Annotated in this window: 14 protein-coding genes; 10 read left to right on the top strand and 4 right to left on the bottom strand. The window is 67.4% G+C overall.

Annotation, left to right across the window (positions count from 1 at the left end; all coding sequences use genetic code 11):
* The first annotated feature begins 88 nt into the window (after window positions 1-88).
* The 4 genes from EV678_RS08640 (at window position 89) to EV678_RS08625 (ending at window position 3,981) form a co-directional block, all read left to right on the top strand.
* Entirely contained in the window at window positions 89-1,102 is a 1,014-nt protein-coding gene (locus EV678_RS08640; protein WP_014235382.1) for a sulfate ABC transporter substrate-binding protein, read from the top strand.
* A gap of 74 nt (window positions 1,103-1,176) precedes the next feature.
* Window positions 1,177-2,025: a sulfate ABC transporter permease subunit CysT gene (gene cysT, locus EV678_RS08635; protein ID WP_014235381.1), complete on the top strand. Its 849-nt coding sequence runs from the start codon at window positions 1,177-1,179 to the stop codon at window positions 2,023-2,025.
* Window positions 2,022-2,888 (top strand): sulfate ABC transporter permease subunit CysW, encoded by an 867-nt coding sequence (gene cysW / locus EV678_RS08630; RefSeq protein WP_014235380.1) that lies wholly within the window; start codon window positions 2,022-2,024, stop codon window positions 2,886-2,888. The genes cysT and cysW overlap by 4 nt, the downstream gene beginning before the upstream one ends.
* Window positions 2,889-2,898: 10 nt before the next feature.
* A complete protein-coding gene (locus EV678_RS08625; protein ID WP_130459187.1) occupies window positions 2,899-3,981 on the top strand; it encodes a sulfate/molybdate ABC transporter ATP-binding protein in 1,083 nt (360 codons plus the stop codon).
* Window positions 3,982-4,161: 180 nt separating this feature from the next.
* Here EV678_RS08625 and folE2 read toward each other — a convergent pair whose 3' ends face one another.
* On the bottom strand, window positions 4,162-4,965 hold the full coding sequence (gene folE2 / locus EV678_RS08620) for a GTP cyclohydrolase FolE2 (protein ID WP_130459186.1): 804 nt from the start codon (window positions 4,963-4,965) through the stop codon (window positions 4,162-4,164).
* Between the two features lie 46 nt (window positions 4,966-5,011).
* Window positions 5,012-5,581: a glutathione peroxidase gene (locus tag EV678_RS08615; RefSeq protein ID WP_130459185.1), complete on the bottom strand. Its 570-nt coding sequence runs from the start codon at window positions 5,579-5,581 to the stop codon at window positions 5,012-5,014.
* A gap of 192 nt (window positions 5,582-5,773) precedes the next feature.
* Between EV678_RS08615 and EV678_RS08610 the strand changes: the two genes are divergently transcribed.
* Both EV678_RS08610 and tyrS read left to right on the top strand, forming a co-directional pair.
* Window positions 5,774-6,601, top strand: coding sequence for a ferritin family protein (locus tag EV678_RS08610; RefSeq protein ID WP_014235376.1), 828 nt, complete (start codon window positions 5,774-5,776; stop codon window positions 6,599-6,601).
* 133 nt (window positions 6,602-6,734) lie between these two features.
* The gene (tyrS, locus tag EV678_RS08605) at window positions 6,735-8,009 is read left to right on the top strand and encodes a tyrosine--tRNA ligase (RefSeq protein ID WP_014235375.1); all 1,275 of its coding nucleotides are present in this window, start codon (window positions 6,735-6,737) and stop codon (window positions 8,007-8,009) included.
* A gap of 187 nt (window positions 8,010-8,196) precedes the next feature.
* Here tyrS and EV678_RS08600 read toward each other — a convergent pair whose 3' ends face one another.
* Both EV678_RS08600 and EV678_RS08595 read right to left on the bottom strand, forming a co-directional pair.
* Entirely contained in the window at window positions 8,197-8,574 is a 378-nt protein-coding gene (locus EV678_RS08600) for an HIRAN domain-containing protein (RefSeq protein WP_130459184.1), read from the bottom strand.
* Window positions 8,555-8,959, bottom strand: a complete 405-nt coding sequence (locus EV678_RS08595) for a YraN family protein (RefSeq protein ID WP_172974727.1) — start codon at window positions 8,957-8,959, stop codon at window positions 8,555-8,557. The genes EV678_RS08600 and EV678_RS08595 overlap by 20 nt, the downstream gene beginning before the upstream one ends.
* Before the next feature lie 20 nt (window positions 8,960-8,979).
* On the opposite strand from EV678_RS08595, the gene rsmI reads away from it, so the two are divergent.
* The 4 genes from rsmI to EV678_RS08575 all read left to right on the top strand — a co-directional run bounded on the left by rsmI (window position 8,980) and on the right by EV678_RS08575 (window position 12,320).
* Window positions 8,980-9,822: a 16S rRNA (cytidine(1402)-2'-O)-methyltransferase gene (gene rsmI / locus EV678_RS08590; protein ID WP_130459182.1), complete on the top strand. Its 843-nt coding sequence runs from the start codon at window positions 8,980-8,982 to the stop codon at window positions 9,820-9,822.
* A 102-nt stretch (window positions 9,823-9,924) separates the two neighbouring features.
* Window positions 9,925-10,959, top strand: coding sequence for a dihydroorotase (gene pyrC / locus EV678_RS08585; RefSeq protein ID WP_130459181.1), 1,035 nt, complete (start codon window positions 9,925-9,927; stop codon window positions 10,957-10,959).
* Window positions 10,960-10,998: 39 nt separating this feature from the next.
* Window positions 10,999-11,508, top strand: coding sequence for a hypothetical protein (locus EV678_RS08580; RefSeq protein WP_014235370.1), 510 nt, complete (start codon window positions 10,999-11,001; stop codon window positions 11,506-11,508).
* A complete protein-coding gene (locus tag EV678_RS08575; protein WP_130459180.1) occupies window positions 11,505-12,320 on the top strand; it encodes a DUF3025 domain-containing protein in 816 nt (271 codons plus the stop codon). Before EV678_RS08580 ends, EV678_RS08575 begins: the two co-directional genes overlap by 4 nt.
* The last annotated feature ends 7 nt before the right edge of the window (window positions 12,321-12,327 follow it).

The raw sequence follows: 12,327 nt of genomic DNA, 5'->3' as shown, positions 1-12,327 counted from the left end.
AAACAAATAGCCAAAGAAGCTTTGTGGTTCTAAACACCTTGTTTAGAGTTCGCTTCTGAAGAGTCAGCCATCGCTGGAAGGAACCCCCATGAAGAACGCCGTTTCCCCCGTTTCCCGCCTGTTCGCCGCCCTGCTCCTGGCGGGCGGCCTGGTCGCCCCGGCCCTGGCCGATGTCACCCTGCTCAACGCCTCCTACGACGTGGCCCGGGATTTCTACAAGGACTACAACCCCATGTTCACCAAGCACTGGCAGGCCAAGGCCGGTGAAAAGGTGGAGGTGAAGCAGTCCCACGGCGGTTCCTCCAAGCAGGTGCGGGCCGTGGCCGACGGTCTGGAAGCTGACGTGGTGACCATGAACCAGGCCACCGACGTCGATTACCTGGCCGACAAGGGCCTGGTGGCCAAGGACTACGCCAAGAAATTCCCCAACAACGCCTCGCCCTACACCTCCACCATGGTGTTCATCGTGCGCAAGGGCAATCCCAAGGCCCTGAAGGACTGGTCCGACCTGGCCAAGTCCGGCGTCGAAGTGATCGTGCCCCACCCCAAGAACACCGGCAACGGCCGCTATACCTATCTGGCCGCCTGGGGCTACGCCCTCAAGCAGCCCGGCGGCAACGACAAGAGCGCCCTGGAATTCGTCGGCAAGATCCTGAAGAACGCTCCCCTGTTCGCCGCCGGCGGCCGGGATGCCACCACCACCTTCATGCAGCGCCGCCTGGGCGACGTGCTGGTCACCTTCGAGTCCGAGGCCGAGCTGATCGCCAAGGAATTCGGCCGCGGCGAGTTCGAGGTGGTCTATCCCAGCGTTTCCATCCTGGCCGAGTTCCCGGTGGCCGTGGTGGACAAGGTGGTGGACAAGAAGGGCAGCCGCAAGCAGGCCCAGGCCTACCTGGACTACCTGTGGTCCAAGGAAGGCCAGGAGAACGCCGCCCAGAACTACCTGCGGCCCCGGGATGCGGAAGTGCTGAAGAAGTATGCCGCCCAGTTCCCCAACATCAAGACCTTCTCCGTGGATGAAGTGTTCGGCGGCTGGAGCAAGGCGGCCAAGGCCCACTTCGTCGATGGCGGCTCCTTCGACCAGCTCTACGTGCAGAAGTAATCCACCCCCGCCCCCGACCCCCACGGCGCCGGGCCGGCCTGCAAGGCTCCCCGGCGCCGTCGTTTGAGAAACCCATGTCAGCCAAGAAAAACAACGTCCTCCCCGGCTTCGGCCTGGCCCTGGGCTACACCCTGGTGTACCTCTCGGTGCTGGTGCTGATCCCCCTGGGCGGCCTGGTGCTCAAGTCCACCGCCCTGACCTTCGCCCAGTTCTGGGACATCGCCACCACCGAGCGGGCCCTCGCGGCCTATCGGGTGACCTTCGGCGCCTCGGCCCTGGCCGCCGTCATCAACGCCTTCTTCGGCCTCATCGTGGCCTGGGTGCTGGTGCGCTACGACTTCCCCGGCAAGCGCCTGATCGACTCCTTCGTCGATCTGCCCTTCGCCCTGCCCACCGCCGTGGCCGGCATCACCCTGGCCACCCTCTATTCCACCAACGGCTGGATCGGCAAGTACCTGGAGCCCCTGGGCCTGAAGGTGGCGTACACGCCCCTGGGCATCGTCGTGGCCCTCACTTTCATCGGTCTGCCCTTCGTGGTGCGCACCCTGCAGCCGGTGATCGAGGACATCGAGCCGGAAGTGGAGGAGGCCGCCGCCACCCTGGGGGCCTCCCGCTGGCAGACCTTCCGCCGCATCATCTTCCCCGCCATCTTCCCGGCCCTGCTCACCGGTTTCGCCCTGTCCTTCTCCCGGGCCGTGGGCGAGTACGGCTCGGTGATCTTCATCGCCGGCAACATGCCCCTCATTTCCGAGATCACGCCCCTGCTCATCATTTCCAAGCTGGAGCAGTACGACTACGTGGGCGCCACCGCCCTGGCGGTGGTGATGCTGGGCATTTCCTTCGTCCTGCTGCTGGCTATCAACGGCCTGCAGTGGTGGGCCGCCAACCGACACAACAACCGCAATACCGGAGGCGAGCAATGAGCGTGCGCCGTGCCAATACCGAACCGGCCTGGGTGCGCTACACCCTGCTGACCCTGGCCTTCGCCTTCCTCGCCCTGTTCCTCGGCGTGCCCCTGGCGGCGGTTTTCGCCGAAGCCCTGCGGGGCGGCTGGGAAGCCTATGTCAACGGCCTCCTGGACCCGGAGGCCCGCAGCGCCGTGACTCTGACCCTGGCGGTGGCGGCCATCGCCGTGCCCCTCAATGTGGCCTTCGGCATTGCCGCCAGCTGGGCCATTGCCAAGTTCGAGTTCCGCGGCAAGAGCCTGCTGATCACCCTGATCGACCTGCCCTTTGCCGTCAGCCCGGTCATCGCCGGCCTCATCTTCGTGCTGATGTTCGGCGCCCAGGGCTATTTCGGCCCCTGGCTCGCCGAGCACGACGTGAAGATCGTCTTCGCCGTGCCCGGCATCATCCTGGCCACCCTCTTCGTCACCTTCCCCTTCGTCGCCCGGGAAATGATTCCCCTGATGCAGGCCCAGGGCAAGGACGAGGAGGAGGCCGCCGTCTCCCTCGGCGCCTCCGGCTTCCAGATGTTCTGGCGGGTGACCCTGCCCAACATCAAGTGGGGCCTGCTGTACGGGGTGATCCTGGCCAATGCCCGGGCCATGGGCGAGTTCGGCGCCGTCTCCGTGGTCTCCGGCCACATCCGCGGCGAGACCAACACCCTGCCCCTGCACGTGGAAATTCTCTACAACGAATACAACGCCATCGGTGCCTTCGCCTCGGCCTCCGTCCTCGCCCTCCTGGCCCTGGTCACCCTGGTGGCCAAGACCCTGGTGGAGTGGCGCATGCGGGCCGAGACCGCGATGCTGACCGCCGAACTGCCCCCCGAGAAAACCAACTGAGCCTGCCGCCATGAGTATCGAAATCCGCAACATCGCCAAGCGTTTCGGCAACTTCGTCGCCCTCGACGACGTCTCCCTCTCCATTCCCACCGGCGAGCTGGTGGCCTTGCTCGGTCCTTCCGGCTGTGGCAAGACCACCCTGCTGCGCATCATCGCCGGCATGGAAACGGCGGACGAGGGCCAGGTCATGTTCGAAGGCAGCGAGGCCACCCACCTCCACGCCCGGGAGCGCCAGGTGGGCTTCGTCTTTCAGCACTACGCCCTGTTCCGCCACATGAACGTGTTCGAGAACGTGGCCTTCGGCCTGCGGGTCAAGCCGCGCAAGGAGCGCCCCAGCGAGTCCGAGATCCGCAAGCGGGTCATGGACCTGCTCTCCCTGGTGCAGCTGGACTGGCTGGCGGACCGCTACCCGACCCAGCTTTCCGGCGGCCAGCGGCAGCGCATCGCCCTGGCCCGGGCCCTGGCGGTGGAACCCAAGGTGCTGCTGCTGGACGAGCCCTTCGGCGCCCTCGACACCAAGGTGCGCAAGGAACTGCGCCGCTGGCTGCGCCGCCTGCACGACGAGATGCACATCTCTTCCGTCTTCGTCACCCACGACCAGGAAGAGGCTCTGGAAGTGGCGGACCGGGTGGTGGTGATGAACAAGGGCCGCATCGAACAGGTGGGTTCCCCGGACGAGGTCTATTCCAACCCGGCCAGCCCCTTCGTCTATCAGTTCCTCGGCAACGTGAACGTCTTCCACAGCCGGGTCCATGGCGCCTGGGCCGAGGTGGCCCGGGACGACGTGCCCGCCGGCCAGGAGGCGGTGGCCTTCATCCGCCCCCACGATATCGACATCGACACCGTGGCCACACCCGAATCCCTGGAGGCCAAGGTCAGCTACGTGCAGACCATCGGCCCCCTGGTGCGGGTGGAGGTGATCCACCAGGGGGAACTGGTGGAAGTGGAACTGACCCGGGAGCGCCAGCAGGTGCTGGGCCTGACGGCCGGCCAGCAGGTGTGGCTGAAGCCGCGCCAGGTCAAGGTCTTCGCCAACGGCGAGGGGGCGGTGGCGCCGGCTCAGGCCCAGGAAAAGCAGCCCTTCCTGTTCTGAGGCGTCGTCTCACAACGGGTGCCCGCTAAAGCAGAAGGGGCGCCATTCTTCGGCAATGCATGCCGGAGAATGGCGCCCCTCTTGCGTTTCAGGGCAGGGCTTGGATGAATTCCTTGCCCAGCCTCAGGTCGCCGGGTCTTGGCGGTCGGGCCTCAGGCGCCGGGTTTCAGGCACCGGGTCTCAGACATTTTCGCCGCACAGCTCGGCGTAGGCCGAGTGGTTGTGGATGGACTCGAAATTCTCCGAGGCCACCGACCAGCGGCCGATGCGGGGCTCGGCCATGAGGCGCAGGGCGATGTCCCGCACCAGGTCCTCGACGAATTTGGGATTGTCGTAGGCCCGTTCGGTGACCCACTTCTCGTCCGGGCGCTTCAAGAGGCCGAAGACCTCGCAGGAGGCTTCCTCCTCGGCCAGGCGCACCAGTTCCTCCACTGCCATGGGCTGGCGCAGTTCGGCACTGATGGTGATGTGGGAGCGCTGGTTGTGGGCGCCGTATTCGGAAATCTTCTTGGAGCAGGGGCAGAGGCTGGTGACCGGGGCGGTCACCGCCAGGGTGGTGCGGATCGGGGCGCCGGGCTGTTGCTCCACCTGCAGGCGCACGTCGTAGTCGAGCAGGCTGGAAACGCCGGAAACCGGGGCCGCCTTGGCGATGAAGTAGGGGAAGGCCAGGTCGATGTTGCCGCTCTCGGCCTGCAGATGGCCCAGCATTTCCTGCAGCAGGGCCGGCAGGTCCGCCGCCTGCAGGGCGCCCCGGGGGCGTTCGAGAATTTCGACGAAGCGGGACATGTGGGTGCCCTTCACCTCCGGCGCCAGGCCCACGGCCATGGTCAGCTCGGCCACCGTGTGCTGCACGGCGCCGTCGGCGGCGGCCAGGGCCAGGGGATAGCGCAGGCCCTTCACGCCCACCTTCTGGATCGCCAGCTGGCGCTGGTCCGGGGTGGCCTGGACATCGGGCAGGTGGAACATCTTGTCCGGTGCATTCATATCGTCTCTCCGTGGGGTTGGGGGCGGCGTGGCGCCTTTTTGTCGTTCAGGGCTGGGCCAGGAAGCGCTGGATGGCCTGGCGCAACTGGGGGTCGTTGGGCGTGGTGCGGCTGCCGAAGGACAGCACGGTCTTGCCGCTGCGGTCGATCAGGTACTTGTGGAAATTCCATTGCGGCACCTGGCCGGTGGCCTTGGCCAGGGCCTGGTAGAAGGGGTTGGCGTCCTTGCCCACCACCGCGGTCTTGGCCAGCATGGGGAAGCGCACGCCGTAGGTGAGGCGGCAGAAATCGGCGATCTCCTGGTTGGAGCCCGGTTCCTGCTGGCCGAAGTCGTTGGCCGGGAAGCCCAGCACCACCAGGCCCTGGCCCTTCAGTTCGGCGTAGAGGTCTTCCAGACCGTCGTACTGGTTGGTGAAGCCGCAGTAGGAGGCGGTATTGACCACCAGCAGCACCTTGCCGGCGTACTGGCAGAGGGGCTGGGGCTTTTCGTCCTGCAGGGCGGGGAAGGTGTGCTGCAGCAGGGGCGGGCAATCGGCGGCGCTGGCCGGCATGGCGGTTCCTATCAGGCTGAACAGGACGAGGAGGGCGGGCAGAACTCGGGCGGCAAGTCGGGACATGAATCCTCCGGGCAGGGGCAGGTCGATGGCTCCAGGCCAGCAGCCCGGCTTACTCAAGACAGCAACTGGCGGCTCCGGGTTCCCGGCCCAGGCCCCCGCACGAAGGCGGACGCTGCAAAAAAGCAGGGAACCGGGCGGCATTGGCGCTGTCTGTAGCTGCGCGCCCCCAACTCCAACAGAGAAAACATAAAAATGCTCTACCCGGAACTCTTCACCAGCCTGGAAAAAGCCCGCTGGAACATGGCCGACGACATTCCCTGGGACCAGTTCGACGCCGGCCTGCTCTCCGACGAGCAGGCCATCACCATCAAAATGAACGCCATCACCGAATGGTCCGCCCTGCCGGCCACGGAGATGTTCCTGCGGGACAACAAGGACGATTCCGACTTTTCCGCCTTCATGTCCATCTGGTTCTACGAAGAGCAGAAGCATTCCCTGGTGCTGCAGGAATACCTGCGCCGCTTCCGCCCCGAGCTGGTGCCGACGGAGGAGGAGCTGCACGCCGTGCGCTTCGAGTTCGACCCGGCCCCGCCCCTGGAAACCCTGATGCTGCATTTTTGCGGCGAAGTGCGCCTGACCCAGTGGTACCGCCGGGCCAGCGAATGGCACACCGAGCCGGTGATCAAGGCCATCTACGACCACATCTCCCGGGACGAGGCCCGCCACGGCGGCGCCTACCTCAAGTACATGAAGCGGGCCATCGACAAGTTCGGCGACAGCGCCCGGGCCGCCTTCGCCAAGCTGGGCATGCTGATGGCCGCCAGCGGCCGTTCCGGCAAGCCCCTGCACCCCACCAACTTGCACGTGAACCAGAGCCTCTTCCCCAACGACACGGTGCAAAGCCGCCTGCCGGACCCGGAATGGCTGGAACGCTGGCTCGACACCCAGATCTGTTTCGACAAGACCTGGGAAGCCCGGGTGGTGGGCGGCATCCTGCGCAACCTCTCCAGCCTCTTCGACCAGACCTTCGAGACGGTGCAGGACCTGAGCCGCTACCGCAAAACCCTCAAGGTAGCCTGAGGCCGCCCCGCCGCTCCCCCCTTTTCTCCCTCACCGGCCCGGCGGCGCCAGCCTGGCGCCCCGGCTCTGGTAAAATCTCCCGTCTTTGCGGCCGCCACCGGGCGGCCAGCCGTTCTGCCGTGGAGAAATAGCAATGTACAAGTCCCCCCTCATCCAGGATCTGCACGATCGCGGGCTCATCGCCCAGCTGACCGACGCCCAGGCGCTCGATCAACTGCTGACCCAGGAGTCGGTGACCCTCTATTGCGGCTTCGATCCCACCGCCGACAGCCTGCACCTGGGCCATCTGGTGCCGGTGCTGATCCTGAAGCGCTTCCAGGAAGCCGGCCACAAGCCCATCGCCCTGGTGGGCGGCGCCACCGGCATGATCGGCGACCCCAGCTTCAAGGCCACCGAGCGCAAGCTCAACACCCCCGACGTGATCGCCACCTGGGTGGAGAAGATCCGCGGCCAGGTCATGCCCTTCCTCAAGTTCGACGGCCCCAACGCCGCCCGCATGGCCAACAACTACGAGTGGTTCAGCGGCATGAACTGCCTGGAATTCCTGCGCGACATCGGCAAGCACTTCTCGGTGAACGCCATGATCAAGAAGGAATCGGTGCAGCAGCGCCTGGTGCGGGAAGACCAGGGCATCTCCTACACCGAGTTCTCCTACAGCCTGCTGCAGGGCTACGACTTCGCCGAGCTGTACAAGCGTTTCGGCTGCATCCTGCAGGTGGGCGGCTCCGACCAGTGGGGCAACATCGTCGCCGGCACCGACCTGACCCGCCGCCTGCACCAGCAGCAGGTGTACGGCATGACCGTGCCCCTCATCACCAAGGCCGACGGCACCAAGTTCGGCAAGACCGAATCCGGCGCCGTCTGGCTCGACCCGAAGAAGACCTCGCCCTACGCCTTCTACCAGTTCTGGCTCAACACCAGCGACGCGGACGTCTACAAGTTCCTCAAATTCTTCACCTTCCTGCCCCTGACCCGCATCGCCGAAATCGAGGCGGCGGACAAGGCCGGCGGCGGCAAGCCCGAAGCCCAGCGCATCCTGGCCGAGGAAGCCACCCGCCTGGTGCACGGCGACGAGGCCCTCAAGGCGGCCCAGCGCATTTCCCACAGCCTGTTCTCCGGCGAACTGGCCTCTTTGACGGAAAACGACCTGGAGCAGCTGGCCCAGGACGGCATGCCCGGCGTCGCCATCGACAAGGCCCAGGGCGGCCTCATCGACGCCCTGGTGGCTGCCAACCTGGCCAAGTCCAAGTCCGAAGCCCGCACCTTCATCCAGAGCGGCAGCGTGGCCATCAACGGCCAGAAGGTGGAAGGCATCGAGCACCAGATCGGCGAAGGCGAGCGCCTCTTCGGCCGCTTCACCATCCTGCGTCGAGGCAAGAAGCAGTACGGGCTGGTGAGCTGGATCTGACGCTGCTTTAAAAGCGTTGGCCACAGAGGGCACAGAGGTCACCGAGATGGTGGGTCTGTGCCCTTGTCGTTTTCAGGGGGGGCTGGAGAGGCAGCAGGCATGGGCTTTGGCGACATGGCGCGCTGGGGATGGCCGTCTTTGCTGCCTCCCGGGCCATGCCTCCGGGCGGTGTCGCTCCCGCTGCGCTTTACAGGCGTACCCACACCTGCACCTCCACCCGCCGCCAGGGATTTTTGTGGCGGGTGAGGCGGCTGATGCGGGCCTCCAGCACTTCGCCCCGGTCCAGGGCGGCGGCCACGGCGGCGTTTTCCGCCCGGGGCAGGTAGCCCAGCTTGGCCTTGCGCCACTCCACCCGCACCGCCCGGGGATCGTGGGGATTGTCCGGTTCCCGGTGCAGGGTCAGGGGATCGCCCACGGCCATGGCCGGCCACAGGGTGTCGCTGCCGTAATACTGGCTGCCGGCCAGGGGCGAACTCTGCACCAGGATGCGCACCTCGGCGGCCCCCACCGGCGCCGCCAGCAGCAGGCACGAGAGCAGGAAGGCCCTAATCGGCGTCGAAGGCATTCTTGAGCCATTCCAAGGGGGCGCTCGCCGCCTCGCCCTGCAACAGCACGCAGTCGAAACGGCAGGCGCTGTCGCCCTGTTCCTGCAGCCAGTGGCGGGCCGCCAGGATCAGGCGCTGCTGCTTCTTCCGGGTGATGCTGGCGGCGGCGCCGCCGAAATCCCCGTTGCGGCGCAGGCGCACCTCAACGAAGACCGTGGTGCGGCCGTCGCGGCAGACCAGGTCGATTTCGCCGCCCCTGACCCGGTAGTTGCGCGCTAGGACCTTCAGTCCCCGGCCCTCCAGCCAGGCGGCGGCCCGCGCCTCGGCCAGGCTGCCGTCGGCCTGCCGCGGGTCCCGGGCGGGGGAGGGGGCTGCTGCCGTGGTATCTTTGGCGCCTGTGTTCACGGTCCGGCTCGCGAGTATTGATGACAATTGAATCTGCATTGTATGTGGTCCCCACCCCCCTGGGGAATCTCCAGGACATGAGCCTGCGCGCCGTGGAGGTGCTCAAGGCCGTGCCCTGGGTCGCCGCCGAGGACACCCGTCACAGCCAGCCCCTGCTGCGCCACTTCGGCAGCGGCGCCCGTCTGCTGCCGGCCCACCAGCACAACGAGGAACAGGCCGCCCAGGGCGTCATCGACAAGCTGGCCGCCGGCGAGGCCGTGGCCCTGGTCTCCGATGCCGGCACGCCCGCCGTCTCCGATCCCGGCGCCCGCATCGTCGCCCGGGTGCGGGAGGCGGGCTTCAAGGTGGTGCCCCTGCCCGGCGCCTGCGCCGCGGTGACGGCCCTCTCCGCCTCCGGCCTGATGGCTCCCCATTTCCTCTTCTACGGCTTCCTTCCGGCCAAGGCCGGCCAGCGCCAGAAGGAGTTGGAAGCCCTGGCGGCCCTGCCCTATACCCTGGTCTTCTACGAGGCGCCCCACCGGGTACTGGAATCGGTGGAGGCCCTGGCCGCCGCCTTCGGCCCCGAGCGCACCATCGTCTTCGCCCGGGAACTGACCAAGCTGTTCGAGACCATTCACGCCTGTCCCCTGGGCGAGGCCCTGGAATGGCTGCAGGCCGACGCCAACCGCCAGCGCGGCGAGTTCGTGCTGCTGGTGGAGGGCGCGCCGGAGGATGCGGACGACGGCGCCGGCGAGCGCGTCCTCCGGCTGCTGCTGGCGGAAGGCCTGCCGGTGAAGCAGTGCGCCAAGCTGGCCGCCGAAATCACCGGCGCCTCCAAGAACGAGCTGTACCAGAAGGCCCTGGCCCTCAAGGACGCCGGCTGAGGCGACCGCCGCAGCGGCCCGCCAAGTCCCTACAGACAGTGGGGCAGGGCGGCAGCTAAAATTACGTTTATCAGCCGCAAGGCCCTTTGACGAAGAACTTCCATGCAAATCACCATCACCCGTCCCGACGACTGGCACCTGCACCTGCGCGACGGCGAAGCCCTGGCCGCCGTGCTGCCCCATACCGCCCGCCAGTTCGCCCGGGCCATCGTCATGCCCAACCTGAAGCCGCCGGTGACCACGGTGGAGCAGGCGGCCGCCTACCGTCAGCGCATCCTGGCGGCCCTGCCGGCCGGCATGAGCTTCGAGCCCCTGATGACCCTGTACCTGACGGACAACACCCCGGCCGGCGAAATCGCCGCCGCCGTGGCCTCCGGCTTCGTCAAGGCGGTCAAGCTGTACCCCGCCGGCGCCACCACCAATTCCGACGCCGGCGTCACCAGCCTGGCCAAGTGCTCGGCGGCCCTGGCCGAGATGGAAAAGCGGGGCCTGCCCCTGCTGGTGCACGGTGAAGTCACCGATCCGGCCATCGATCTCTTCGACCGGGAAAAGGCTTTCATCGATACCGTCATGATGCCCCTGCTGAAGGACTTCCCCGGCCTCAAGGTGGTGTTCGAGCACATCACCACCGCCGACGCGGCGGCCTTCGTTGCCGAGAGCGGCGCCAGCATCGGCGCCACCATCACCGCCCACCACCTGCTCTACAACCGCAACGCCATCTTCCAGGGCGGCGTGCGCCCCCACTGGTACTGCCTGCCGGTGCTGAAGCGCGAGACCCACCGCCAGGCCCTGGTGCAGGCGGCCATCTCCGGCAATCCCAAGTTCTTCCTCGGCACCGACTCGGCGCCCCACGCCACCGGCGCCAAGGAGGCGGCCTGCGGCTGTGCCGGCTGCTACACCGCCCTGCATGCCATGGAGCTGTATGCCGAGGCCTTCGACAATGCGGGTGCCCTGGACAAGCTGGAGGGCTTCGCCAGCTTCCACGGCGCCGACTTCTACGGCCTGCCGCGCAACAGCGGCAAGATCACCCTGGAAAAGAAGGCCCAGGCCGTGCCTGCCAGCCTGGCCTACCTGAGCGGCGACAGCCTGACCCCCCTGCGGGCCGGCGAGAGCCTGCCCTGGACCTTCGTCGCCTGACGACCCGACTGCGCCACCGCTTCCCCGAGGATGCCTGCCATGAAGAAGCCCCTGCTGCTCCTGCCCCTGCTGTCCCTGCCCCTGCTGGCCGGCTGCATCAATGACGCCGCCGCCTATCGCATCGATGGCCGCGATCACGCCATCAGCGTCTCCCGGGAGCAGAACTTCTTCTGGGAGAAGACGGTGAAGTTCGCCGTCATCGCCGCCCGCCTGCCGGACTGCCAGCGCATCCACCTGCTCAATCCGGCTCCCCGCAACACCAGGGTCGAGCTGTGGCAGCCCGGTCCCGGCACCTTCGTGCTGAAGCAGGGCGAGGCCTATTTCCTCACCGAAACCCAGACCTGCAAGGGCTTCCAGAAGCTGGCGGCGGCCCCCCAGGAAGGTCTGGGCGACAAGGTGGGCGTGTTCGAGGAGAAGGGCGACCGCTTCGTCTTCACCCCGGAACCCAAGCCCGCCACGCCGCCGGCTGCGGCGGCGGAAGCGGTGCCGGCCCCCGCCACGGAACCCGCCGCAACGGCTCCCGCCGCGCCCGCGCCGACCCAGCAGTGAGCCGGCCGGCTCCCTACGCCAATCCCCTCTTCGCGCCCCTGGCTCCCTGGCTGGCGCGGCTGCAGCCGCCCTGGCCGCCGGTGCCCGATGCCGCCGCCCTGGCCGGCCTGACGGCGCTGGCGGCCGGTCTGGGGTTGCGCTCGGCCACCGGCCATCCTCTGAGTTTTCCGCCGCCCCGGGACGACGGCCTGGGCTACGAGGCGCGCATCGGCGCCAACGGCCAGGTGGAAACCCGGCCCGACAACTGGCACGACTTCTTCAACGCCCTGGTGTGGTGTGCCTTTCCCCTGAGCAAGCAGGCCATCAACGGCCGCCACCTGCAGGCCCTGGCGGCAGCCGGGGACGGTGCCCCGGGGAGTGGGCGCGGCGGCGCCCGGGATGCCATGACCCATTTCGATGAGTGCGGCGCCCTGGTGCTGTCCAGCGATCCTTCCCTGTTGCAGCTGCTGCGGGAGTTCCGCTGGCAGGAACTGTTCTGGCAGCGCCGGGCGGACCTGGCCGTTTCCCTGCGGGTGGTGGTGTTCGGCCACGCCACCTATGAATCCCTGCTCGCGCCTTTTCGCGGGCTGACGGCCAAGGCGGTTCTCTACGAGGTGGATGCGGCAGTCCTGGCGGCGGTGGACCGGGGCGACCTCTCGGCCCTGGATGCGCGCCTGGCGACTGAGCTGGCCGCCGGCCACCACGGCCGGCCCCGGGAGCTGCAGCCCCTGCCGCTGCTGGGCCTGCCCGGGGTAACCCCGGACAACGAAAATCCGGACTATTACGCCGATACCTGGCAATTCCGTCCGGGGCGGCGCGCCAAGCCCGTATAATGGCGGG

Origin of the sequence: Azospira oryzae (assembly GCF_004217225.1) — a bacterium.
In the GTDB taxonomy this organism is placed as follows: domain Bacteria; phylum Pseudomonadota; class Gammaproteobacteria; order Burkholderiales; family Rhodocyclaceae; genus Azospira; species Azospira oryzae.
This window is presented reverse-complemented; position numbering and strand designations above follow the sequence as displayed.

Excerpts from the sequence above, each read along its gene's own strand:
- EV678_RS08640 (WP_014235382.1), top strand. The coding sequence starts at position 89 with ATGAAGAACGCCGTTTCCCCCGTTTCCCGCCTGTTCGCCGCCCTGCTC.
- cysT (WP_014235381.1), top strand. The coding sequence starts at position 1,177 with ATGTCAGCCAAGAAAAACAACGTCCTCCCCGGCTTCGGCCTGGCCCTG.
- cysW (WP_014235380.1), top strand. The coding sequence starts at position 2,022 with ATGAGCGTGCGCCGTGCCAATACCGAACCGGCCTGGGTGCGCTACACC.
- EV678_RS08625 (WP_130459187.1), top strand. The coding sequence starts at position 2,899 with ATGAGTATCGAAATCCGCAACATCGCCAAGCGTTTCGGCAACTTCGTC.
- folE2 (WP_130459186.1), bottom strand. The coding sequence starts at position 4,965 with ATGAATGCACCGGACAAGATGTTCCACCTGCCCGATGTCCAGGCCACC.
- EV678_RS08615 (WP_130459185.1), bottom strand. The coding sequence starts at position 5,581 with ATGTCCCGACTTGCCGCCCGAGTTCTGCCCGCCCTCCTCGTCCTGTTC.
- EV678_RS08610 (WP_014235376.1), top strand. The coding sequence starts at position 5,774 with ATGCTCTACCCGGAACTCTTCACCAGCCTGGAAAAAGCCCGCTGGAAC.
- tyrS (WP_014235375.1), top strand. The coding sequence starts at position 6,735 with ATGTACAAGTCCCCCCTCATCCAGGATCTGCACGATCGCGGGCTCATC.
- EV678_RS08600 (WP_130459184.1), bottom strand. The coding sequence starts at position 8,574 with ATGCCTTCGACGCCGATTAGGGCCTTCCTGCTCTCGTGCCTGCTGCTG.
- rsmI (WP_130459182.1), top strand. The coding sequence starts at position 8,980 with ATGACAATTGAATCTGCATTGTATGTGGTCCCCACCCCCCTGGGGAAT.
- pyrC (WP_130459181.1), top strand. The coding sequence starts at position 9,925 with ATGCAAATCACCATCACCCGTCCCGACGACTGGCACCTGCACCTGCGC.
- EV678_RS08580 (WP_014235370.1), top strand. The coding sequence starts at position 10,999 with ATGAAGAAGCCCCTGCTGCTCCTGCCCCTGCTGTCCCTGCCCCTGCTG.